The sequence below is a fragment of the Streptomyces sp. NPDC057137 genome (assembly GCF_042670825.1).
In the GTDB taxonomy this organism is placed as follows: Bacteria; Actinomycetota; Actinomycetes; order Streptomycetales; family Streptomycetaceae; genus Streptomyces.
Map to the genome: position 1 here is coordinate 1 of NZ_JBHUUW010000070.1, position 20,043 is coordinate 20,043.

23 protein-coding genes and 5 tRNA genes are annotated in these 20,043 nt (G+C 70.8%); 19 read left to right on the forward strand and 9 right to left on the reverse strand.

Going from position 1 to position 20,043, the window contains the following annotated elements:
• Positions 1 to 146: 146 nt before the first annotated feature.
• Positions 147 to 386, reverse strand: coding sequence for a hypothetical protein (locus ACFT9I_RS34090; protein ID WP_382570950.1), 240 nt, complete (start codon positions 384 to 386; stop codon positions 147 to 149).
• Positions 383 to 709 (reverse strand): hypothetical protein, encoded by a 327-nt coding sequence (locus tag ACFT9I_RS34095; protein WP_382570952.1) that lies wholly within the window; start codon positions 707 to 709, stop codon positions 383 to 385. The genes ACFT9I_RS34090 and ACFT9I_RS34095 overlap by 4 nt, the downstream gene beginning before the upstream one ends.
• 132 nt (positions 710 to 841) lie before the next feature.
• Between ACFT9I_RS34095 and ACFT9I_RS34100 the strand changes: the two genes are divergently transcribed.
• From ACFT9I_RS34100 to ACFT9I_RS34125, 6 genes are all read left to right on the forward strand, one after another.
• Positions 842 to 1,564 carry an HAD family hydrolase gene (locus tag ACFT9I_RS34100; RefSeq protein ID WP_382570953.1) on the forward strand — a complete coding sequence of 241 codons (723 nt, stop codon included), beginning with the start codon at positions 842 to 844 and terminating at the stop codon, positions 1,562 to 1,564.
• Between the two features lie 89 nt (positions 1,565 to 1,653).
• Positions 1,654 to 1,725 (forward strand) — tRNA-Gln (locus ACFT9I_RS34105).
• Positions 1,726 to 1,745: 20 nt separating this feature from the next.
• Positions 1,746 to 1,818, forward strand: a tRNA-Glu gene (locus ACFT9I_RS34110).
• Positions 1,819 to 1,879: 61 nt separating this feature from the next.
• Positions 1,880 to 1,952 (forward strand) — tRNA-Glu (locus ACFT9I_RS34115).
• A 25-nt stretch (positions 1,953 to 1,977) separates the two neighbouring features.
• A tRNA-Gln gene (locus tag ACFT9I_RS34120) sits at positions 1,978 to 2,049 on the forward strand.
• 19 nt (positions 2,050 to 2,068) lie between these two features.
• Positions 2,069 to 2,141, forward strand: a tRNA-Glu gene (locus tag ACFT9I_RS34125).
• A gap of 90 nt (positions 2,142 to 2,231) precedes the next feature.
• Here the strand turns inward: ACFT9I_RS34125 and ACFT9I_RS34130 are convergent.
• On the reverse strand, positions 2,232 to 2,897 hold the full coding sequence (locus ACFT9I_RS34130) for a MerR family transcriptional regulator (RefSeq protein WP_382570954.1): 666 nt from the start codon (positions 2,895 to 2,897) through the stop codon (positions 2,232 to 2,234).
• 116 nt (positions 2,898 to 3,013) lie between these two features.
• On the opposite strand from ACFT9I_RS34130, the gene ACFT9I_RS34135 reads away from it, so the two are divergent.
• Complete coding sequence (locus ACFT9I_RS34135; protein WP_382570956.1) at positions 3,014 to 3,496, forward strand: DUF4188 domain-containing protein; 483 nt, start codon at positions 3,014 to 3,016, stop codon at positions 3,494 to 3,496.
• Between the two features lie 78 nt (positions 3,497 to 3,574).
• Here the strand turns inward: ACFT9I_RS34135 and ndgR are convergent, their stop codons facing one another.
• Positions 3,575 to 4,291 carry an IclR family transcriptional regulator NdgR gene (gene ndgR / locus ACFT9I_RS34140; RefSeq protein WP_078074883.1) on the reverse strand — a complete coding sequence of 239 codons (717 nt, stop codon included), beginning with the start codon at positions 4,289 to 4,291 and terminating at the stop codon, positions 3,575 to 3,577.
• Between the two features lie 182 nt (positions 4,292 to 4,473).
• On the opposite strand from ndgR, the gene leuC reads away from it, so the two are divergent.
• The 4 genes from leuC to ACFT9I_RS34160 all read left to right on the forward strand — a co-directional run bounded on the left by leuC (position 4,474) and on the right by ACFT9I_RS34160 (position 7,646).
• Complete coding sequence (leuC, locus tag ACFT9I_RS34145) at positions 4,474 to 5,898, forward strand: 3-isopropylmalate dehydratase large subunit (RefSeq protein ID WP_382570958.1); 1,425 nt, start codon at positions 4,474 to 4,476, stop codon at positions 5,896 to 5,898.
• Positions 5,899 to 5,903: 5 nt separating this feature from the next.
• A complete protein-coding gene (leuD, locus tag ACFT9I_RS34150; RefSeq protein WP_382570960.1) occupies positions 5,904 to 6,512 on the forward strand; it encodes a 3-isopropylmalate dehydratase small subunit in 609 nt (202 codons plus the stop codon).
• A gap of 104 nt (positions 6,513 to 6,616) precedes the next feature.
• Entirely contained in the window at positions 6,617 to 6,844 is a 228-nt protein-coding gene (locus ACFT9I_RS34155) for a hypothetical protein (protein ID WP_147878303.1), read from the forward strand.
• A 142-nt stretch (positions 6,845 to 6,986) separates the two neighbouring features.
• Complete coding sequence (locus ACFT9I_RS34160) at positions 6,987 to 7,646, forward strand: HU family DNA-binding protein (RefSeq protein ID WP_382570962.1); 660 nt, start codon at positions 6,987 to 6,989, stop codon at positions 7,644 to 7,646.
• Positions 7,647 to 7,768: 122 nt separating this feature from the next.
• On the opposite strand, the gene ACFT9I_RS34165 is transcribed toward ACFT9I_RS34160, so the two are convergent.
• Together ACFT9I_RS34165 and cofC are read right to left on the reverse strand one after the other, a co-directional pair.
• Complete coding sequence (locus ACFT9I_RS34165) at positions 7,769 to 7,969, reverse strand: hypothetical protein (RefSeq protein WP_363242571.1); 201 nt, start codon at positions 7,967 to 7,969, stop codon at positions 7,769 to 7,771.
• A 17-nt stretch (positions 7,970 to 7,986) separates the two neighbouring features.
• Positions 7,987 to 8,739, reverse strand: a complete 753-nt coding sequence (cofC, locus tag ACFT9I_RS34170) for a 2-phospho-L-lactate guanylyltransferase (protein WP_382570963.1) — start codon at positions 8,737 to 8,739, stop codon at positions 7,987 to 7,989.
• 166 nt (positions 8,740 to 8,905) lie between these two features.
• Here cofC and ACFT9I_RS34175 point away from each other — a divergent pair, with 166 nt between their 5' ends.
• The 3 genes from ACFT9I_RS34175 to ACFT9I_RS34185 are packed head-to-tail and all read left to right on the forward strand — an operon-like array spanning position 8,906 to position 11,848.
• A complete protein-coding gene (locus tag ACFT9I_RS34175) occupies positions 8,906 to 9,658 on the forward strand; it encodes a lysophospholipid acyltransferase family protein (RefSeq protein WP_382570965.1) in 753 nt (250 codons plus the stop codon).
• Complete coding sequence (locus ACFT9I_RS34180; RefSeq protein ID WP_382570967.1) at positions 9,655 to 10,656, forward strand: NAD(P)H-dependent glycerol-3-phosphate dehydrogenase; 1,002 nt, start codon at positions 9,655 to 9,657, stop codon at positions 10,654 to 10,656. Before ACFT9I_RS34175 ends, ACFT9I_RS34180 begins: the two co-directional genes overlap by 4 nt.
• A 34-nt stretch (positions 10,657 to 10,690) precedes the next feature.
• Positions 10,691 to 11,848, forward strand: coding sequence for a D-alanine--D-alanine ligase family protein (locus ACFT9I_RS34185; RefSeq protein WP_382570968.1), 1,158 nt, complete (start codon positions 10,691 to 10,693; stop codon positions 11,846 to 11,848).
• Between the two features lie 68 nt (positions 11,849 to 11,916).
• Here the strand turns inward: ACFT9I_RS34185 and ACFT9I_RS34190 are convergent, their stop codons facing one another.
• Together ACFT9I_RS34190 and ACFT9I_RS34195 are read right to left on the reverse strand one after the other, a co-directional pair.
• Positions 11,917 to 12,402 carry a DUF3515 domain-containing protein gene (locus tag ACFT9I_RS34190; RefSeq protein ID WP_382570997.1) on the reverse strand — a complete coding sequence of 162 codons (486 nt, stop codon included), beginning with the start codon at positions 12,400 to 12,402 and terminating at the stop codon, positions 11,917 to 11,919.
• A gap of 32 nt (positions 12,403 to 12,434) precedes the next feature.
• Complete coding sequence (locus ACFT9I_RS34195) at positions 12,435 to 12,668, reverse strand: Lrp/AsnC ligand binding domain-containing protein (protein WP_354607567.1); 234 nt, start codon at positions 12,666 to 12,668, stop codon at positions 12,435 to 12,437.
• 264 nt (positions 12,669 to 12,932) lie between these two features.
• On the opposite strand from ACFT9I_RS34195, the gene ACFT9I_RS34200 reads away from it, so the two are divergent.
• On the forward strand, positions 12,933 to 13,895 hold the full coding sequence (locus ACFT9I_RS34200; protein ID WP_382570970.1) for a thiamine-phosphate kinase: 963 nt from the start codon (positions 12,933 to 12,935) through the stop codon (positions 13,893 to 13,895).
• A gap of 56 nt (positions 13,896 to 13,951) precedes the next feature.
• A complete protein-coding gene (thiD, locus tag ACFT9I_RS34205; protein WP_382570971.1) occupies positions 13,952 to 14,779 on the forward strand; it encodes a bifunctional hydroxymethylpyrimidine kinase/phosphomethylpyrimidine kinase in 828 nt (275 codons plus the stop codon).
• A 141-nt stretch (positions 14,780 to 14,920) separates the two neighbouring features.
• Here the strand turns inward: thiD and rpmB are convergent, their stop codons facing one another.
• Positions 14,921 to 15,106 carry a 50S ribosomal protein L28 gene (gene rpmB / locus ACFT9I_RS34210; protein WP_003957616.1) on the reverse strand — a complete coding sequence of 62 codons (186 nt, stop codon included), beginning with the start codon at positions 15,104 to 15,106 and terminating at the stop codon, positions 14,921 to 14,923.
• 219 nt (positions 15,107 to 15,325) lie between these two features.
• Between rpmB and ACFT9I_RS34215 the strand changes: the two genes are divergently transcribed.
• From ACFT9I_RS34215 to recG, 3 genes are all read left to right on the forward strand, one after another.
• Entirely contained in the window at positions 15,326 to 17,050 is a 1,725-nt protein-coding gene (locus tag ACFT9I_RS34215; protein ID WP_382570973.1) for a DAK2 domain-containing protein, read from the forward strand.
• Positions 17,051 to 17,264: 214 nt separating this feature from the next.
• The gene (locus tag ACFT9I_RS34220) at positions 17,265 to 17,600 is read left to right on the forward strand and encodes a cupin (protein WP_382570974.1); all 336 of its coding nucleotides are present in this window, start codon (positions 17,265 to 17,267) and stop codon (positions 17,598 to 17,600) included.
• Positions 17,601 to 17,671: 71 nt separating this feature from the next.
• Entirely contained in the window at positions 17,672 to 19,867 is a 2,196-nt protein-coding gene (recG, locus tag ACFT9I_RS34225; protein ID WP_382570976.1) for an ATP-dependent DNA helicase RecG, read from the forward strand.
• Positions 19,868 to 20,043 lie beyond the last annotated feature (176 nt).

Genomic DNA, 20,043 nt, shown 5'->3' on the forward strand with positions numbered 1-20,043 from the left:
TTTTTCTTTCCTGCCCGCCGGCCCCCCCCCCTCGGGCCGGGGCCGTCGCGGGTGGCGGCGCCGCGGGCGGGGGCGTGGGGGGGGGGGGGGGCCGCCCCCCCCGCCCCCCCCACCCCCCTTCGCCGTACCCCACGGCACGCGGTGGTTCAGAGCGCCACGAGGTCGACGACGTTGATCACGACGTGCCGGTTCGACACGACGTACGTCACGAAGCCACCGGCGAACGCCGCCGACCAACTGTTTTCCCGGTTGCTCGTCGCCGGCGGTCCGAAGGGGTTGACGGCGAGCCGCTTCTCCAGGGCGGAGAGCGCGCCGCGTCGGGTCGCGGTCAGCGCGGCCTTACGTCGGGCCGCCCGATCCGCGTACCGGATCGTGTACGCGCTCACCCGCGCCCCCTCGCGTCCACCGGGTTGTTCTCGGCGTCGTACGCCCTGCCCTCCGCGTCCCGGAAGACCATGCCCTCGGTGTCGCCTTCCGCCATCCGCTTGATCGTGTGCTCGGAGTCGTCCAGGTACCCCGGGGTCGCGCAGGCGCAGGCGAAGGGGAACCACTTGTCCACGACACCCGCCAGAGCCGCCTGATCGAAGTCGGCCGCCGCGCTCAGCCAGTCCTGCTCGAAGGCCTGCAACCAGTCGGGACGCCGCTGCAGCGCCGTGCGAACGGCCTCCGGAGTTCTCTCGCAGGACTCCGGGTCCACTTCAGGGACCATGATCAACTCCCTCGGCGGGTGGGGCGAACAGGACCGCCATGCTAGGGCCTGTCCGGCACGCGGCACCGTGCCCGGCCGCGCCGGCCATCCGTACGAGGGACGGGGCCCGCGCCGCCCCGGTACCGTCGTCGTATGCCGATCCGCGCCGTCGTCTGGGACATCGACGACACCCTCTTCGACTACACCACCGCCGACCGCGCCGGGATGCGGCTGCATCTCGCGGCCGAAGGGCTCGCCGACCGCTTCGGTACCGCAGAGCAGGCCCTCGCGCACTGGCGGGAGATCACCGACATCCAGTGGCTGCGGTTCGCCGACGGCGAGACCACCTTCCAAGGACAGCGACGCGACCGCGTCAGGCAGTTCCTCCGTACGGAGGCGCTGAGCGACACCGACGCCGACGCCTGGTTCGACCGCTACGTCGCGCACTACGAGTCCGCCTGGAAGCTCTTCCCCGACGCCCTCGCCGCGCTGGACTCCCTGGCCCCCGACTACCGCCAGGCCGTCCTGTCCAATTCGAGCATCCACAACCAGGACCGCAAGCTCCGCATCCTCGGCGTACGGGACTACTTCGAGGCCGTCCTGTGCGCCGCCGAGCTGGGCGTCTCCAAGCCCGACGCCGCCGCCTTCCACGCGGCGTGCGACGCCCTGGAGCTGGACCCCGCCGAAGTCGCCTACGTGGGGAACGAACCGGACATCGACGCCGGCGGCGCCACCGCCGCCGGACTGGCCGGAGTCTGGCTCGACCGGGGGCGGCTCGGCGGCCGGCCCGAGCTCGTGACGATCACCGATCTGGACCGCCTGCCCGCGCTGCTGCGCGGTGATACTCGTTTTGGAGCGCCGTCCCCCATCGGGTAATGTTCTTCCTGCGCCGCCCCAGAGACCGCAAGGTCTGGCCGGAAGGCGCAAACCCAAACAAAACCCCCGCCTCGGGGGTTGAGTTTTGGTGGGCTATGGTGTAATTGGCAGCACGACGGTTTCTGGTTCCGTTAGTCTAGGTTCGAGTCCTGGTAGCCCAGCCGCAGAGTTCTTCTGCAAGGCCCCCGTTGTGTAGCGGCCTAGCACGCCGCCCTCTCAAGGCGGTAGCGCCGGTTCGAATCCGGTCGGGGGTACAGATCCTTCTCTCCGATTTCTTCGGGTCGCACCCGGACATGTCGATGCAGGATCGCTAGGGCCCCCGTTGTGTAGCGGCCTAGCACGCCGCCCTCTCAAGGCGGTAGCGCCGGTTCGAATCCGGTCGGGGGTACGCAGTACGAAAGTCTGAACCACCTTGGGCTATGGTGTAATTGGCAACACGACGGTTTCTGGTTCCGTTGTTCTAGGTTCGAGTCCTGGTAGCCCAGCTCAATGCTCCATCAGCTAGCCCCCGTTGTGTAGCGGCCTAGCACGCCGCCCTCTCAAGGCGGTAGCGCCGGTTCGAATCCGGTCGGGGGTACGTGACGACGAGGCCCTCCGCGATCGCGGAGGGCCTTTTCCGTTGCCCTGTTCCGTCTTGTGGCTGACTCTCCGACTCGATTCGACGCGCTCAATTCCCAGGACTGTAGCGCCGGTTGGACTCCTCGGCCTCCGCCAGCCGGCGCAGGCTCAGCAGCACCGGCTCGTACAGCACGGTGAGCGCCACCGCCGCCTCCACCTGCTCGTACGGGTCCCCGTACCGCTCCACCATGTCGATGTCGGTGACGCCGAGTTGGTCGGCCAGCCGCCCGTACGGCAGCAGGTCCGACACCTCGCACGGATAGCCGGTCCTGGACAGTCCGGCGATCGCGCCCACCAGGACGCGGTACGACGCCTCCGAGGCGCCCGCCCGCGGCGCGTGCGTCCAGCCCAGCTCCGCGAACAGCTCCTCCGCCCGGCGCCGCGCGGACTCCGTCACCTCGTCCAGCTCGTCGGCGTCGAACGCGGCGTCCAGTGCCCCGTCACCGGGCAGCGCCGAGATCGCCGCGCCCAGACGCATGTGGTGGTCGATGGAGTCGTCCTCGATGGCCGTGAGGACCTCCCGCGCGGTGGCGACCGGCATCCGGCCGACCTGGATCAGCGCGCGGACGAGACGCAGCCGGCGCAGATGCTCGTCGTCGTACGCGGACTGCGTGGCGGTGACCCGGTGGCCCGGCCTGAGCAGCCCCTCCCGCAGGTAGTACTTGATCGTGGCGGTGGGAATCCCACTGCGCTCACTCAGCTCCGCCATCCGCATACCGCTTGCACCATCCTTTGGAGAGTGTCACTATCCAATCATGGATAGTGGCACTCTCCAAAGGGAGTCGCCGCCCGTACCGCCGCCTTCGCGCGGCCGGAAGCAGGGGGACCGTCATGGGTACGAAGCTGATCGAGGGCCGGATGACCGCGGCCGCCGAGGGCGACGTCGTCGTCTTCATCATCGGGATGCGCATCAACAACTTCCGCGCCCTGCGGAGCTGGTGGCCGGTGTTCACGGCCATGCCGAGGATGCTCAAGGAGCTGTCGCGCGACAAGGACAGCGGCCTCGTCGGCGTCCAGTCGCTGCTGGGCTTCCCGCGGGTGCTGTACATCGTCCAGTACTGGGACTCGAAGGAGAAGCTGCTCGCGTACGCCTCCGCGCCGGACGGCGAGCACCGCCCCGCGTGGACGGAGTTCAACCGCCGGCTGCGCGCCGGCAAGGGCAAGGTGGGCTTCTGGCACGAGACGTACGTCGTCCCGGCGGGCTCGTACGAGAGCGTCTACATCAACATGCCGGCGTTCGGCCTCGGCGCGGCCACGGAGGTCGTCCCCGTGGGCCGTCGCGGCGAGCGCGCGGCCGACCGCCTCGGCTCGTAACTCCGCGGCGTACGAGGCGGAGTTGGGCGGCTGCGCGGTGCCGGGTGCGCGATGCGCGGGGTGTGCGCGGGAACGGAATCAGCTGGTGCGGCGCAGCGCCTCCGACAACCGCCCCGCCGCGTCGATGATCGCCTGGGCGTGCATCCGCCCCGGGTGCCGGCTGAGCCGCTCGATCGGGCCGGACACCGACACCGCCGCGACGACCCGGTTGGACGGCCCGCGCACCGGCGCCGAGACCGAGGCGACGCCCGGCTCGCGCTCGCCGATCGACTGGGCCCAGCCCCGCCGCCGTACACCGGAGAGCGCCGTGGCCGTGAACCGCGCCCCCTGAAGGCCGCGGTGCAGCCGCTCCGGCTCCTCCCACGCCATCAGGATCTGCGCCGACGAGCCCGCCTTCATGGTGAGCGTGGAGCCGACGGGCACCGTGTCCCGCAGACCGGACAGGCGCTCGGCGGCGGCCACACAGATCCGCATGTCGCCCTGGCGCCGGTACAGCTGGGCGCTCTCCCCGGTCACGTCGCGCAGATGCGTGAGCACCGGCCCGGCCGTCGCCAGCAGGCGGTCCTCGCCGGCCGCCGCCGCCAGCTCGGCGAGCCGCGGGCCGAGGATGAACCGGCCCTGCATGTCCCTCGCCACCATCCGGTGGTGTTCCAGGGCCACGGCCAGCCGGTGGGCCGTGGGCCGTGCGAGCCCGGTCGCAGCGACCAGCCCGGCGAGGGTGGCCGGACCGGACTCCAGGGCGCTCAGTACCAGAGCCGCCTTGTCGAGAACGCCGACGCCGCTAGAGTTGTCCATGCAACGATACTCGCGTCTCACTCTGTGAAACGCAAGTTCAATTTTCCGAGGAACTTGCCAACCTGTAGGGACGGGCCCGTACACGAACCGGGTTCGCAGCCGACGCGGGCACGGTGGGACACCGGCGTGGGCCCCACATATCTCCAGGACTGCCGGCGGCGCTGCCGGCCGAAGGGAAAGCGATGGGTAGGACACTCGCGGAGAAGGTCTGGGACGACCATGTCGTCCGGCGCGCCGAGGGCGAGCCCGACCTTCTCTTCATCGATCTGCACCTGCTGCACGAGGTGACGAGCCCGCAGGCCTTCGACGGTCTGCGCCAGAACGGCCGGCCGGTGCGGCGGCTCGACCTCACCATCGCGACCGAGGACCACAACACCCCGACGATCGACATCGACAAGCCGATCGCCGACCCCGTCTCCCGCGTCCAGCTGGAGACGCTGCGCAAGAACTGCGCGGACTTCGGCGTACGCCTGCATCCGCTGGGCGACGTCGAGCAGGGTGTCGTCCACGTCGTGGGCCCGCAGCTGGGGCTGACCCAGCCAGGCACCACAGTCGTGTGCGGCGACAGCCACACCTCCACCCACGGCGCCTTCGGCGCGCTCGCCTTCGGCATCGGCACCAGCCAGGTCGAGCATGTCCTGGCCACCCAGACACTGCCGCTGGCCCGCCCCCGCACCATGGCCATCACCGTCGAGGGCGAACTGCCCGCCGACGTCACGGCCAAGGACCTGATCCTCGCCGTCATCGCCCGGATCGGCACCGGCGGCGGCCAGGGCTACATCCTCGAATACCGCGGCTCCGCCATCGAGAAGCTCTCGATGGAAGCCCGCATGACCATCTGCAACATGTCGATCGAGGCCGGCGCCAGGGCGGGCATGATCGCCCCGGACCGGACCACCTTCGACTACCTCCAGGGCCGCGACCACGCCCCCGAGGGGGCCGACTGGGACGCCGCGGTCGAGTACTGGCGGACGCTGCGCACCGACGACGACGCCGTTTTCGACGCCGAGGTCTTCATCGACGCCACGGAACTGGCCCCGTTCGTCACCTGGGGCACCAACCCCGGCCAGGGCGCGCCGCTGTCGACGCACGTCCCCGACCCCGCTTCGTACGAGGACGCTTCGGAGCGGCTCGCCGCCGAAAAGGCCCTGGAGTACATGGGGTTGACCGCAGGGCAGGCGCTGCGGGACATCAAGGTGGACACCGTCTTCGTAGGTTCGTGCACCAACGGCCGTATCGAGGACCTGCGCTCGGCCGCCTCGATCCTGGACGGCCGCAAAGTCGCCGACGGCGTACGGATGCTGGTGGTCCCGGGCTCCGTACGGGTCGCGCTCCAGGCCGTGGCCGAGGGCCTGGACAAGGTCTTCACCGGCGCGGGCGCCGAATGGCGGCACGCGGGCTGTTCGATGTGTCTGGGCATGAACCCCGACCAACTCGCGCCCGGCGAGCGCTCCGCGTCGACCTCGAACCGCAACTTCGAAGGCAGGCAGGGCAAGGGCGGCAGGACCCACCTCGTCTCGCCGCAGGTGGCCGCGGCCACCGCCGTGCTGGGCCATCTGGCCTCGCCGGCCGACCTGTCCGACACCCGCACCCCCGTGGAGGCCTGAGCGCCATGGACGCTTTCACCACACACACCGGCCGGGCCGTCCCGCTGCGGCGCAGCAACGTCGACACCGACCAGATCATCCCGGCGCACTGGCTGAAGAAGGTCACACGCGACGGTTTCGAGGACGGGCTGTTCGAGGCCTGGCGCAAGGACCCGGACTTCGTGCTCAACCGGCCCGAGCGGCAGGGCGCCTCGGTGCTGATCGCCGGATCCGACTTCGGCACCGGCTCGTCGCGCGAACACGCCGTGTGGGCGCTGCAGAACTTCGGCTTCCGCGCCGTCATCTCCTCCCGGTTCGCCGACATCTTCCGTGGCAACTCCCTCAAGAACGGTCTGTTGACCGTCGTTCTGGAGCAGCGCGTCGTCGACCACCTCTGGGAACTGACCGAGGCGCACCCCACCGCGACGGTGACGGTGGACCTCGAAGCGCGTCAGGTGCGCGCCGAGGGCCCCGACGGAGCAACGGTGACCGCCGATTTCGAGCTGGACGAGAACGCCCGCTGGCGGCTCCTCAACGGCCTCGACGACATCAGTCTCACCCTGAAGAACGAAGCGGACATCGCCGCGTACGAGGCCTCCCGACCGTCCTTCAAACCCCGCACAATTGCCGTCTGATCAGCGCTTTTCCCCACCTGCGCCCCCTGCCTCCCGGTAGGGGGCGCAGTGCCTTGTTGAGACCCCGTCGGGCGACAACTCGCCCCAGATGGCACAATCGGTGCATGGAACGCGACAGCCAACTCGAGCTTTACGGAGTGGTCGCGGACCGGCTCAAGGAAGCGCACACAAGGGTGCGCGCACTGCAAGTCCCGGAGGGCGTACGGATGGCGCTGACCCGGAAGCTGCTGGTCATCACGGCCGCGGCCAAACACGATCTCTTAGACGCGGCACGTCGTCTGGACCGCTTGATGAAGGACCTCGACGAGGGTCGATTCCCGCAAGGCGACTGAAGCCGCGGAACTCCGCGGGGTCGACTTCGTTGCGGCACTAGGGTGATTAGCCCGTTTCGTGTTTGATTTGCGGTATATATCTGCCTAACGTGCGGAAAAGCTTGAACACTTTCGTTCTGGCAATGTCTCCGAAGGGGAAGACGTGAACAAGGCGCAGCTCGTAGAAGCAATTGCGGACAAGGTCGGCGGTCGCCAGCAGGCGGCCGACGCGGTCGACGCGGTACTGGACGCTGTTGTCCGCGCCGTCGTCGCGGGTGAGCGGGTATCCGTCACCGGCTTCGGTTCGTTCGAGAAGGTCGACCGCCCGGCCCGTTACGCCCGTAACCCGCAGACGGGTGAGCGGGTCCGGGTCAAGAAGACGTCGGTGCCGCGTTTCCGCGCGGGACAGGGCTTCAAGGACCTGGTGAGCGGCTCGAAGAAGCTCCCCAAGAACGACGTGGCCGTCAAGAAGGCCCCCAAGGGCAGCCTCTCGGGCGGTTCTTCCACCCGTACGACCGCCAAGGCCGCGGCCAAGAAGGCCACCGCCAAGAAGGCGACGGCGAAGAAGACCGCCGCCAGGAAGACCTCGGTCGCGGGCACCGTCAAGAGGGCGGCCAAGAAGACCACGGCCACCGCCAAGAAGACGGCCACGAAGAAGACCACGGCCGCCAAGAAGGCCACCGCCAAGAAGGCGAGCGCGGCCAAGAAGGCCACGGCGAAGAAGACCGCGCCGGCCAAGAAGGCGACCGCCAAGAAGGCGCCCGCCCGAAAGGTGGCCGCGCGCACGACCACCGCCAAGAAGGCCACCGCGAGGAACAAGTAAGCGGCATAAGGCCGTAGGGCCACTCACGCGCCGGGCCGGGCTCCCCTCGGGGAGCCCGGCCCGCGGCGTTGCCGGGATTGTCGGGGGCGGGGAAGGGTGCGTACGGCGGCGCCTGACGGCCCTCAGAAGGTCTGGAGCGTCACCAGGGTGATGTTCCCGCTGTCCCCGCCCGCACGTTCGATACGGACCCGCTGGCCGGGCCGCAACAGCCGCAGACCGCCCGCGTCGAACGCGGCGGCGTCGAAGTCCACCGGAGTCCCGTCGTCGAGCAGCACACTGCCGCTGCGGGTCTCGGATTCGAAGGTGTACGCGGTCGCCTGCATGGCCGCCAGCGTATCGGTCAGCAGCCCGGCCGCGCCCCGTGGGCGGGGTCGCAGAGCAGGGAAGTGACCGGGCCGGGGGCCGTGTGACGCCGTGCCGTGTACGGGCCGAGCCCCAGGGCCGCGGCGGCCAGCAGATCCTCGCCCGTATCGACATCCCGTCGTACGGAATCCACACCGGCCAGGACAATTTCCGTGGCGCCCGTCGACAAATGCCGGTGCCGTGAAGGGCCGCCGAATGCCGGATTCAATTCCGATCCTGGCCGGGCGGCCAGCAAAGTCGTACCGATTTCGGCGGCGTCGGCGAGAAATGCGCGCGGAAAATCCCCGGCGGCGGTCAGCACCCGCGCCAGCTCGGCGGGCCGCAGCGCGGGCAGATCGGCGTTGAGGGCCGCGACGGCGGCCCCCGGCCGGTCCGCCCTGACCGCCCGCGCGCCGTGCGCCAGCGCGGCGTTGAGCCCGGCCGCCGGGCTGTCGGGGACGGTGCGCGCGCCCAGCGCCGCGAGTTCGGCCGCGGCCAGCGGATCGTCGGTGACGACCACCACGTCGCGTACGACGGGGCAGGCCAGCGCCGCGGCGACGGTGTCCTGCGCGAACGCCAGTGCCAGCCGGGGCCGCAGCAGATCGCCCGTCGAACTGGCGAGCCTGCTCTTGGCCACCACGAGCGGCTTGAGCGGGACGACCAGGGACCAGGAGGCGGTCGGGTCGGTATTCGTGGCGGGCTCTCCGTCCTTGAGCGTTCGGCACTCTATTGTGGCCCGATCGCGCCGCACGACGCGGCACAGGGCCCATCACGTCCCGGGAATGGCTGACTGAGCCCCCAGGTTCGGTCCGCGGACCGGGGCGTACGGTGTTCTCGACAGAGCAGAGGCCTGGGGCGACACTTGACCCCCAGCAGCCAGGGCCGGCCCAAGCCAGGCCACAGAGAAAGGTGTCCGAGTGTCCCGCCCCAGAATCGGCTTCTGGTACCGCCTGGCAGCGGTCATCGCGAAACCGCCGTTGCTCGTTCTGTTCAAGCGGCACTGGCGGGGAATGGAACACATTCCGTCCCACGGCGGATTCATCACCGCCGTGAACCACAACTCGGCTCTGGACCCTCTCTCCTACGGACACTTCCAGTACAACAGCGGCCGGGTGCCGCGGCTGCTCGCCAAGGCAGCCCTCTTCGACGTGCCTTTCGTCGGCATGATGCTCCGCGGCACCGGACAGATTCCCGTCTATCGCGAGAGCTCCAACGCCCTGGACGCATTCCGGGCCGCCGTGAACGCCATCGAGCGCGGGGAATGCGTCGCGTTCTATCCCGAAGGCACCCTCACCCGCGACCCCGACATGTGGCCGATGACCGGCAAGACCGGCGTGGCACGCGTCGCCCTCCTTACGAAGGCGCCGGTCATTCCCGTCGCCCAGTGGGGCGCCAATCTGGTGATACCGCCGTACGCCAAGGAGAACAAGGTCCGCCTCTTTCCGCGCAAGACACTGCGCGTACAGGCCGGCCCGGCGATCGACCTCTCCCGTTTCTACGGCAAGGACCCGACGCCCGAACTCCTCCGTGAGGTCACCGAGGTCATCATGGCCGCCATCACCGAACTGCTCGCCGAAGTACGCGGCGAGCCGGTGCCGGCCGCACCGTACGACCACCGCAAGGTTCTGGAAGAGAAGCGGCGCAAGGCCGCGGAAGAGGGGTTGAAGTGACGCGCGTCGCGGTCTTCGGGACGGGATCGTGGGGAACGGCGTTCGCCATGATTCTCGCGGACGCGGGATGCGAGGTGACTCTCTGGGCCCGCCGCCCCGAGGTCGTCGACGCTGTCAACAACACCCGCACCAACCCGGACTATCTGCCGGGCGTCGAACTGCCCTCCTCCGTACGGGCCACGACCGACCCGGCGGAGGCCGCCAGGGACGCCGAGTTCACCGTCATCACCATCCCCTCGCAGACCCTGCGCGCCAATCTCGCCGAATGGGCCTCGCTGCTGCCCTCGGACACCGTCCTCGTCTCCCTGATGAAGGGCGTCGAACTGGGCACCGCGAAGCGCATGAGCGAGGTGATCGGCGAGGTGGCCAAGGCGCCGGCCGACCGGGTCGCCGTCCTCACCGGCCCCAACCTCGCCGGGGAGATCGCCGCCAGGCAGCCCGCCGCCGCCGTCGTGGCGTGCACCGACGAGGCCGTCGCCAACCGGCTCCAGGCGGCCTGCCACACGCCGTACTTCCGTCCGTACACGAACACCGACGTGGTCGGCTGCGAACTCGGCGGCGCCGTCAAGAACGTCATCGGGCTCGCCGTCGGCATCGCCGACGGCATGGGACTCGGCGACAACACCAAGGCGTCGCTGATGACGCGCGGCCTCGCCGAAACCACGCGCCTGGGGCTGGCGATGGGCGCCGACCCGCACACCTTCTCCGGCCTCGCCGGAATGGGCGATCTGATCGCGACGTGTTCCTCGCCCCTCTCGCGCAACCACACCTTCGGCACCAACCTCGGGCGGGGCATGACGCTGGAGCAGACGATCGCGGCGAGCACGCAGACCGCGGAGGGCGTCAAGTCCTGCCAGTCGGTGCTGGATCTGGCCCAGCGCCACGATGTCGACATGCCCATCACCGAAACGGTCGTGAGCATCGTCCACGAGGGGAAGCCCCCGCTCGTCGCGGTGAAGGAGCTGATGGCGCGCAGCGCCAAGCCCGAACGCCGCTGACTCCGTGGCGGCCAGCAGGTAACCTCATCGCGATATGAGCAGCGAGAACCTCCCCCAGAGCCCTGAGCAGCAGCTCCGCAAGCCGCGTGTGGCGGTCGTCTTCGGCGGCCGGAGCTCCGAGCACGCCATCTCGGTGGTCACGGCCGGCGCCGTACTGCGGTCCATCGACCGTACGAAGTACGAGGTGCTGCCCATCGGCATCACCACGGACGGCCGCTGGGCGCTCACCGCCGACGAACCGGACCGCATGGCCATCGCCGACCGCCGGCTGCCGAGCGTCGAGGAACTGGCCGAGTCCACGGAGGGCGGCGTCGTCCTCTCCGTCGACCCGGGCAACCGCGAGGTCGTGTACAGCGAGCAGGGCTCCGTACCCAAGGCGCTCGGCGAGGTCGACGTCGTCTTCCCGGTGCTGCACGGCCCGTACGGCGAGGACGGCACCCTCCAGGGGCTGTTGGAGCTCTCCGGCGTCCCGTACGTCGGCGCGGGCGTCCTGGCGTCGGCCGTCGGCCAGGACAAGGAGTACATGAAGCGGGTGTTCCTCTCGTACGGACTGCCTGTCGGGCCGTACGTGGTGATCCGCCCGCGCGAGTGGCAGCAGGATCCCTCCGGCGCCCGCAAGAAGATCGTGGAGTTCGCCGGCGAGCACGGCTGGCCGATCTTCGTGAAGCCCGCACGCGCCGGATCCTCCATGGGCATCACCAAGGTCGACGCCCTCGAAGGGCTGGAGGACGCGATCGAGGAGGCGCAGCGCCACGACCCGAAGATCCTGGTCGAGTCGCTGCTGCGCGGCCGGGAGATCGAGTGCGGGGTACTGGAGTTCGAGGACGGGCCGCGCGCGAGCGTGCCCGCCGAGATCCCGCCCGTCACGTCGCACGAGTTCTACGACTTCGAGGCCAAGTACATCGACGCCGCCGCCGGCCTGGTGCCCGCGCCTCTTACGGAGGAGGAGACGGCCGAGGTCCAGCGGCTCGCCGTCGAGGCGTACGACGCCGTGTCCTGCGAGGGACTCGTCCGCGCGGACTTCTTCCTTACGGAGGACGGCGGGTTCGTCATCAACGAGATCAACACGATGCCGGGCTTCACGCCGATCTCGATGTACCCGCGGATGTGGCAGGAGAGCGGCGTCGGCTACGCGGAGCTGATCGACCGGCTGATCCAGGCGGCGCTGCGGCGTCCGACCGGACTGCGCTGAGGGACGACGCGCCGAGGGGCGACGCGCCGAGGGATGACGCGCACCGTCGGAGCGACGCCCTCGGGGGCTCAGAGGCTGGGCGGCACCGTGTCGGCGACCGGTGCCGCGAGGTCCGACAGCGGACTGATGTCGTGCAGATACTGCTTGCCCAGCGTGACCTCGACGTACGTCTTGCGGTACGTGGTGGTGAACCGGGGCCCCGAATCCCGTTCCTCCAGCATCCAGTTGACGCCGTCCACGTCCACGCCCTTCGCCTGGGGGTCGCTCATCCGCTCGGGTCGGGGGACGCCGCACCGCAGTACGATCGCGGCGTCTCCCCACCCGGCGGTGGTCGCGGAACGTGGCTCCGGATCATTCCGGTCGTGCCCCGCGACGGTCTTCGGCAGCTCCTTGTCCAGTGCGCGGCAGAAGGCCGCCTCCTCCGCCGGAGGGCTGGGAACCGGGACCGATGCCGGGGCGTCCGTGGAGGAGCAGCCGACTGTCACGGCGAGCACCAGCAGGAGCACGGGGACGGCGGGCAGGCGGGCGGATCGGGGGCCGGATAGCCTGCGCATCGGAAGGGTCACCGGCCAAGCGTAGACGGGGGCTACAGGTGCACGACCGGGCAGGTCAGGGTGCGGGTGATGCCGTCCACTTGCTGGACTTTGGCCACCACCATGCGGCCGAGGTCGTCCACGGTGTCGGACTGCGCACGCACGATCACGTCGTAGGGGCCGGTGACGTCCTCGGCCTGTATCACTCCAGGGATCTTGGCGATGGTCTCGGCGACGGTCGTCGCCTTGCCCACCTCGGTCTGAATAAGGATGTATGCCTGTACCACGGAACCTCCAGGGCGGCCACGAGGATCTTGTGGGGGAGAAGGGACGCCACGGTATCGCGTCACCCAGTGCCGCGGGGAGACCTGCGCGTACGGCGGCACCGGCGGCGTGACCTACGGAGCAGTGAGGTTGACGCACGCGGCGACGGTACCGGGAGCGGTGACGGTGCCGGGCCGCGGGCGCGCAGCCGACGCAGGGGGCCGGAACCCCGGCCGGACAAGCAGGTTGGCCGGATCCGCCGGCCGCACGACGAGAGGTGGGACTCGGTGAAGGGCACCGTGGGCGAGTTGGGGGAGTTCGGACTCATCAGGGAGCTCACGTCCCGGCTCACCACCACCCCGGCGGTCCGGCTCGGGCCGGGCGACGACGCCGCGGTGGTGGCCGCACCCGACCGCAGGGTCGTGGCGAGTACGGACATCCTCCTTGAGGGGCGGCACTTCCGCCGCGACTGGTCGACCGCGTACGACGTGGGAAGGAAGGCCGCCGCACAGAATCTCGCCGACATCGCGGCGATGGGGGCGGTGCCGACCGCACTGCTGCTCGGCCTGGTCGTCCCGGCCGAACTCCCGGTCACCTGGCCCACCGAGCTGATGGACGGCATCCGCGACGAGTGCCAGGTCGCGGGCGCCGCGGTGGTCGGCGGCGACGTCGTACGGGGCGAGACGATCACCCTCGCGATCACCGCGCTCGGCGATCTGCGCAACCACGAACCGGTGACCAGGGCGGGCGCGCAGCCGGGCGATGTCGTCGCGTACACCGGGTGGTTGGGCTGGTCCGCGGCCGGGCACGCGGTGCTGTCGCGCGGATTCCGGTCACCGCGTGCCTTCGTCGAGGCGCACCGGCGGCCCGAACCGCCGTACCACGCGGGGCCGGCGGCGGCGGGACTCGGTGCCACGGCGATGACGGACGTGAGCGACGGCCTCGTCGCCGACCTCGGGCACATCGCCGACGCGAGCAAGGTCCGTATCGATCTGCGGTCGGGGCTCATCGACATCCCGTCGCAGATGAACGACATCGGGCAGGCGGTGGGCGTGGATCCGCTGCAGTGGGTGCTGACCGGGGGAGAGGACCACGCGATCGTGGCGACGTTCCCGCCGGACGCCAAGCTGCCCGCGAGGTGGAAGGTGATCGGCGAGGTCCTCAACCCGTCGGCGCTGCCGCAGGTGACGGTCGACGGGGCGCCGTGGACGAGCAAGGGCGGCTGGGACCACTTCGGGGACTCGGCCTAGATCCGCCGACAGGGCCTGGCGGCTTCGGGGATGCGGCGGCCCAGTAGGTTCGGGGCATGCCCATATCCCCCGAGTCCGCTCCGCCCTCCGGGCCCGCACGCGCGCCGGCCCGCGTCCTCACCGTCGCCGGATCCGACTCCGGCGGCGGTGCGGGCATCCAGGCGGACCTCAAGACCATGCTGGCCTTCGGCGTGCACGGCATGAGCGTCCTCACGGCCGTCACGGCGCAGAACTCGCGCGGCGTACAAGGCGCTTGGGAGTTGCCCGTGGAGGCGGTACGCGCCCAGTACCGCAGCGTCGTGGACGACATCGGCGTCCAGGCCGTCAAGACCGGCATGCTCTCGTCGGCCGCGCTGGTGGAGACCGTCGCCGAACTCCTCGCGGAGACCGACGCCCCCGTGGTGGTAGATCCGGTCGGGGTCTCCAAGCATGGGGACCCGCTGCTCGCGGCGTCGGCGCTGGACTCCGTACGGAAGAGGCTGCTGCCGACCGCCACCGTCGCCACCCCCAACCTCGACGAGGTGGCCCAGCTGACCGGTGTGGAGGTACGGGACGAGAGCGAGATGCTGCGTGCCGCGGCCGCCGTGCTCGCCTTCGGGCCGCGCTGGGTGCTGATCAAGGGCGGGCATCTGCCCGGGGACGCCGTGGATCTGCTGACCGACGGCGGCGAGGAGCACTGGCTGCGCGCGCCTCGTCACGACAACCGGCACACCCACGGGACCGGCTGCACGCTCGCCTCGGCGATCGCGGCGGGGCTGGGGACGGGGCAGGGGGTCCTGGCGGCCGTCGTGGCCGCGAAGGAGTATGTGACGGGCGCGATCGCCAACGGCTTCCCGCTGGGCGGCGGCATCGGCCCCGTGGACCACGCCTGGCGCTTCCGCTGACGTCGACCGACTGAGGTCGACCGACGTCGACCGGTCCCAACCACGGCGACACGGTGCGGCAGTTGGGCACGACAAAAAGCCGGTCCACCGAGGTGGACCGGCTTTCAAGGCAACCGCAGGGGCTGCGCTACGACGAGAACGTCAGCGCGAGACCTTGCCGGCCTTGATGCACGATGTGCAGACGTTGAGCCGCTTCGGCGTCCGACCGACCACGGCACGCACGCGCTGGATGTTCGGGTTCCAGCGACGGGACGTACGGCGGTGCGAGTGCGAAATGTTGTTGCCGAAGCCCGGCCCCTTGCCGCAGACGTCGCAGTTGGCAGCCACGGGTCACTCCAAAGACTTCAGATGCACTTACGGTGAATTCCGGCGCGACAGAATCATTGACTGATGTCGGCTGCGCCGGGGGAGAAGGCCCGACTCTCGCCGGGCAACCGGAGGAGCATACAACGCGCCAACCGGTTCAACGAAACTACCATGGCCGGACCCACCCTCGTCCCGCCCCCCTTCCCACCTGCCACTACGGCGCGGGCGGACTACCCTGCGGTGCAGCTCCCAGCCCAGGCCGCCAAGGAGGACCCCCAGGTGCCGCAGACCCTCGACGCCGCAGCGGTGCGTACCTGGTGCTCGCTGGCGCTGGACGCCCTGGGCCGGGACCGCGAGGAGATCGACGCGATCAACGTCTATCCGGTCGCCGACGGGGACACCGGGACCAATCTGTATCTGACGGTGGAGTCCGCCGCGCAAGCCGTCGAGGCGGTCTTCGACGCGCACGCGACGGGGACGTCCGTACCGGACCTGCCCGACACCGTACGGGCCATGGCGCACGGGGCGCTGATCGGTGCCCGGGGGAACTCCGGGACGATCCTGGCGCAGCTCCTACGGGGCATGGCGGAGGTGCTCGGCGAGGACGCGGCCGAGAGCGGGGACGAGGACGGGGCGGCCGCGGCGGCGGAGGGCGGCGGGGACCACCTCGCCAGGGCCCTGCGCAGGGCGGCGGAGCTGGCGCGCGAGGCCGTCGCGCATCCGGTCGAGGGCACGATCCTCACGGTGGCGTCAGCGGCGGCGGCAGCCGCGGCGCGCACGCCGGGGGACGGCGGGGGCGGTGACGGTGCGGCGTACGGCGACGGCGCGGCCGTTCACGCCGCGTACGCCGGTGCCCGCGTCGCGCTCGCCGCGACACCCGGACAGCTGGCCGTCCTCGGCCGCGCCGGGGTCGTCGACGCCGGCGGACGGGGCCTGCTCGCCGTCCTGGCCGCACTCGTGGAGGCCGTCACGGGCGACGCCCCGTCCCCCGTCGCACCGGGCGCACGCCCGCACGAGCTGCCCGCCGTCGTGGAGTCCTGCGACGCCGACGACAGCCCCGTCGGCCCCGCCTTCGAGGTGATCTACCTCCTGGAGACGGACGAGACGGGCATCACCAGGCTCCGTCGCCGGCTCGACGCGCTCGGCGACTCACTCGTCGTGGTCGGCGGCGACGGGCTGTGGAACGTGCACGTGCATGTCGACGACGCGGGCGCCGCCGTGGAGGCCGGTGTCGAGGCGGGCCGCCCGTACCGGATCCGGATCACGCACTTCGGTGCCGCCGCCGGGCACCAGCGGGAGCGGGCACAGCGCGCCGTGGTCGCCGTGGTCCCGGGCGAGGGTCTCGCCGGACTGTGCGCCGAGGCCGGGGCCACGACGGTGCTCGCGCGCCCCGGGGAACCGCCGGCCAGCGGTGAGCTGGTCGACGCCATCCGGCGCGCCCACGCCCACGAGGTGGTGCTCCTGCCGAACGACGCGGAGCTGCGCCACACCGCCGCTGCTGCCGCCGAACAGGCCCGCGCCGAGGGCATCCGCGTCGCACTCATCCCGACCAGGGCGGCCGTCCAGGGCATCGCCGCGCTCGCGGTGCACGAGCCGGACCGCCGCTTCGACGAGGACGTGGTGGCCATGACCTCGGCCGCCGGCGCCACCCGCTACGCCGAACTGGCCGTCGCCGAGCGGCAGTCCTGGACCATGGCGGGCATCTGTCAGGCCGGGGATCTGCTGGGGCTGATCGACGGCGACGTCGCGGTGATCGGCACCGACCTCGCCGCCACCGCCGAGACCGTCCTGGACCGGATGCTGTCGGCGGGCGGCGAACTGGTCACCCTGGTGCTCGGCCAGGACGTGCCCGACACCCTCGCCGAGCGCCTGGAGCGCTACGTACGGGACGGACACCTGGCCGTCGACACGGTCGTCTACCGAGGCGGCCGCCAGTCGGTGCCCCTGCTGATCGGCGTGGAGTAGGCGCTGAGGGGGCGCGGCGCACGCGTGACCCAGGCGTGGCGCAGGGCGTGGCCCAGGCGCGGAGCGACCGTACGCGGCCTCCGTACGTACGCCGCGTCGTCACCCTCGCGGCCTTCGTCGCGGCCACAGCTTGCACGGGGCGCCGTACCTGTGACGATGGAGGGTAAGCGCACCAGGACAGACGCGCGCACCGCCCGAGGTGAGAGGCCCACCGATGGACGACCTGACCGCACTCGCCCGCCATCAGCTCGACGACGCGCGCGCCAGCGCCCACGGCCGCAGCGCGCATCTCTTCCTCCACGACGGACCACTGCGGCAGACGGTCATCGCGCTGACCTCCGGCTCGTCCCTCGACGAGCACAACACGCCCCCGGCGGCCAGCCTTCAGGTACTGCACGGCCGGGTACGGCTGACGATGAAGTCCGGCGACCAGGACATGATCGCCGGACAGGTGGGCCCGATCCCGCACGAACGGCACGGCCTGGAGGCCCTGGAGGACTCCGCCGTCCTGCTCACCGCCGTCACCGAGGTCCGGCCGACAGGCCGCTGACCCTTCGCCGACCCGACTGCGACCTGCGGTTGTCCACAGGTGCGCGACGGATGTCAGTGATGTGGTGTGCAATGGATCGTGTGTCCGCGCTGGATGAATCACTCAAGAAAACGCTCGGCCCCGCCACCGCGAAGGTGATGGCCGAGCAGCTCGATCTGCACACGGTCGGTGATCTGCTGCACCACTATCCGAGGCGGTACGAGGAGCGGGGCCAGCTCACCCGCCTCGCCGACCTGCCGCTGGACGAGGACGTCACGGTCGTCGCGCAGGTCGCCGACTCCCGCATCCTGAAATTCAACGGGGGCCGGGGCCAGCGGCTGGAGATCACCCTCACCGACGGCAGCGGCCGGCTCCAACTGGTCTTCTTCGGCAGGGGGATCCACAAGCCGCACAAGGACCTGCTGCCCGGCAGTCGCGGCATGTTCGCCGGCAAGGTCTCGATGTTCAACCGGAAGCTCCAGCTCGCCCATCCCACGTATGTGCCGCTCGGCACGGACAGCGGCGACGAGGCCGTGGACTCCTTCGCGGGCAAGCTCATCCCGATCTACCCGGCCTGCAAGGGACTGGAGTCCTGGAAGATCACCAAGGCGGTCGACGCGGTGCTGCCGAGGGCCGGCGAGGCGGTCGACCCGCTGCCGCCCTCGCTCCGCGAGGGGCGCGGTTTCGTCACGCTCCCCGAGGCGCTGCTGAAGGTCCACCGGCCGGACACCAAGGCCGACGTCGCCGAGGCCAGGGACCGGCTCAAGTGGGACGAGGCGTTCGTGCTCCAGGTCGCCCTCGCCCGGCGCCGGCACGCGGACGCCCAACTCCCGGCGGTGGCACGGAAACCGGTGGCCGGTGGCCTGCTCGACGCCTTCGACGCCAAGCTGCCCTTCACCCTCACCGACGGCCAGTTGAAGGTCACCCGCGAGATCTTCGACGACCTGGCGACCGAGCACCCGATGCACCGCCTCCTTCAGGGCGAGGTCGGCTCCGGCAAGACGATGGTGGCGCTGCGCGCGATGCTCTCGGTGGTGGACGCGGGCGGCCAGGCGGCGATGCTCGCACCGACCGAGGTCCTCGCCCAGCAGCACCACCGTTCGATCACCGAGATGATGGGAGAGCTGGCCGAGGGCGGCATGCTGGGAGGCGCGGAGAAGGCCACCAAGGTGGTGCTCCTGACCGGCTCCATGGGCGCGGCGGGGCGACGGCACGCGCTGCTCGACCTGGTCACCGGCGAGGCGGGGATCGTGATCGGCACGCACGCGCTGATCGAGGACAAGGTGCAGTTCCATGATCTGGGCCTGGTCGTCGTGGACGAGCAGCACCGTTTCGGGGTCGAGCAGCGCGACGCCCTGCGGTCCAAGGGCAAGCAGCCGCCGCATCTGCTGGTCATGACGGCGACGCCCATTCCCCGTACGGTCGCGATGACCGTCTTCGGTGACCTGGAGACGTCCGTCCTGGACCAACTGCCCGCCGGGCGCTCCCCGATCGCCACCCATGTCGTCCCGGCCCAGGACAAGCCGCACTTCCTGGCGCGCGCCTGGGAGCGGGTGCGTGAGGAGGTCGGCAAGGGGCACCAGGCGTACGTCGTCTGCCCCCGGATCGGCGACGGTGAGGACGAGCCGAAGAAGAAGGCGGCGGCGAAGGCGGCCGAGGCGGACGGGGACAAGCGCCCGCCGCTGGCCGTGCTGGACATCGCGAAGCAGCTCACCGCCGGACCGCTGACCGGCCTCCGTATCGAGGTGCTGCACGGCCGCATGCCGCCCGACGACAAGGACGACGTGATGCGCCGCTTCGCCGCCGGTGAGGTGGACGTCCTGGTCGCGACCACCGTCATCGAGGTAGGTGTCAACGTTCCCAACGCCACCGCGATGGTGATCATGGACGCGGACCGGTTCGGCGTCTCGCAGCTGCACCAGCTCCGCGGCAGGGTGGGCCGAGGCTCCGCGCCGGGGCTGTGTCTGCTGGTCTCGGAGATGCCGGAGGCGAGCCCCGCGCGCGCCCGTCTCGGCGCGGTCGCCTCGACCCTCGACGGCTTCGAGCTCTCCCGTATCGACCTCGAACAGCGCCGCGAGGGCGATGTGCTCGGCCAGGCCCAGTCCGGCGTCCGCTCCTCGCTGCGGATGCTCGCCGTCATCGAGGACGAGGAGGTCATCGCCGCGGCCAGGGAGGAGGCCGTGACGGTGGTCGCCCAGGACCCGGAGCTCGACGCCTTCCCGGAGCTGCGTACGGCGCTGGACGCCCTGCTGGACACGGAGCGGGAGCAGTATCTCGACAAGGGCTGAACGGGCCTCACGGCGCCGCTGAACGGGCTTCACGGCCCCGCTCGGCGGCCCCGGCGCCGCTCCCGGCGGGCCGTGCCCGGAGCGACGCCATATCGTGGGTGGCGACGCGGGCGCGCGGCCCCGCCGCCGCTCCGGCACCGCACGAGAGCCACACCCGTCCACGTACTCCGCGCACT

Excerpts from the sequence above, each read along its gene's own strand:
- ACFT9I_RS34165 (WP_363242571.1), bottom strand. The coding sequence starts at position 7,969 with ATGCAGGCGACCGCGTACACCTTCGAATCCGAGACCCGCAGCGGCAGT.
- thiD (WP_382570971.1), top strand. The coding sequence starts at position 13,952 with ATGCCCATATCCCCCGAGTCCGCTCCGCCCTCCGGGCCCGCACGCGCG.
- ACFT9I_RS34155 (WP_147878303.1), top strand. The coding sequence starts at position 6,617 with ATGGAACGCGACAGCCAACTCGAGCTTTACGGAGTGGTCGCGGACCGG.
- ACFT9I_RS34185 (WP_382570968.1), top strand. The coding sequence starts at position 10,691 with ATGAGCAGCGAGAACCTCCCCCAGAGCCCTGAGCAGCAGCTCCGCAAG.
- ACFT9I_RS34135 (WP_382570956.1), top strand. The coding sequence starts at position 3,014 with ATGGGTACGAAGCTGATCGAGGGCCGGATGACCGCGGCCGCCGAGGGC.
- ACFT9I_RS34190 (WP_382570997.1), bottom strand. The coding sequence starts at position 12,402 with ATGCGCAGGCTATCCGGCCCCCGATCCGCCCGCCTGCCCGCCGTCCCC.
- recG (WP_382570976.1), top strand. The coding sequence starts at position 17,672 with ATGGATCGTGTGTCCGCGCTGGATGAATCACTCAAGAAAACGCTCGGC.
- ACFT9I_RS34100 (WP_382570953.1), top strand. The coding sequence starts at position 842 with ATGCCGATCCGCGCCGTCGTCTGGGACATCGACGACACCCTCTTCGAC.
- ACFT9I_RS34220 (WP_382570974.1), top strand. The coding sequence starts at position 17,265 with ATGGACGACCTGACCGCACTCGCCCGCCATCAGCTCGACGACGCGCGC.
- leuC (WP_382570958.1), top strand. The coding sequence starts at position 4,474 with ATGGGTAGGACACTCGCGGAGAAGGTCTGGGACGACCATGTCGTCCGG.
- leuD (WP_382570960.1), top strand. The coding sequence starts at position 5,904 with ATGGACGCTTTCACCACACACACCGGCCGGGCCGTCCCGCTGCGGCGC.
- ACFT9I_RS34130 (WP_382570954.1), bottom strand. The coding sequence starts at position 2,897 with ATGCGGATGGCGGAGCTGAGTGAGCGCAGTGGGATTCCCACCGCCACG.
- ndgR (WP_078074883.1), bottom strand. The coding sequence starts at position 4,291 with ATGGACAACTCTAGCGGCGTCGGCGTTCTCGACAAGGCGGCTCTGGTA.
- ACFT9I_RS34095 (WP_382570952.1), bottom strand. The coding sequence starts at position 709 with ATGGTCCCTGAAGTGGACCCGGAGTCCTGCGAGAGAACTCCGGAGGCC.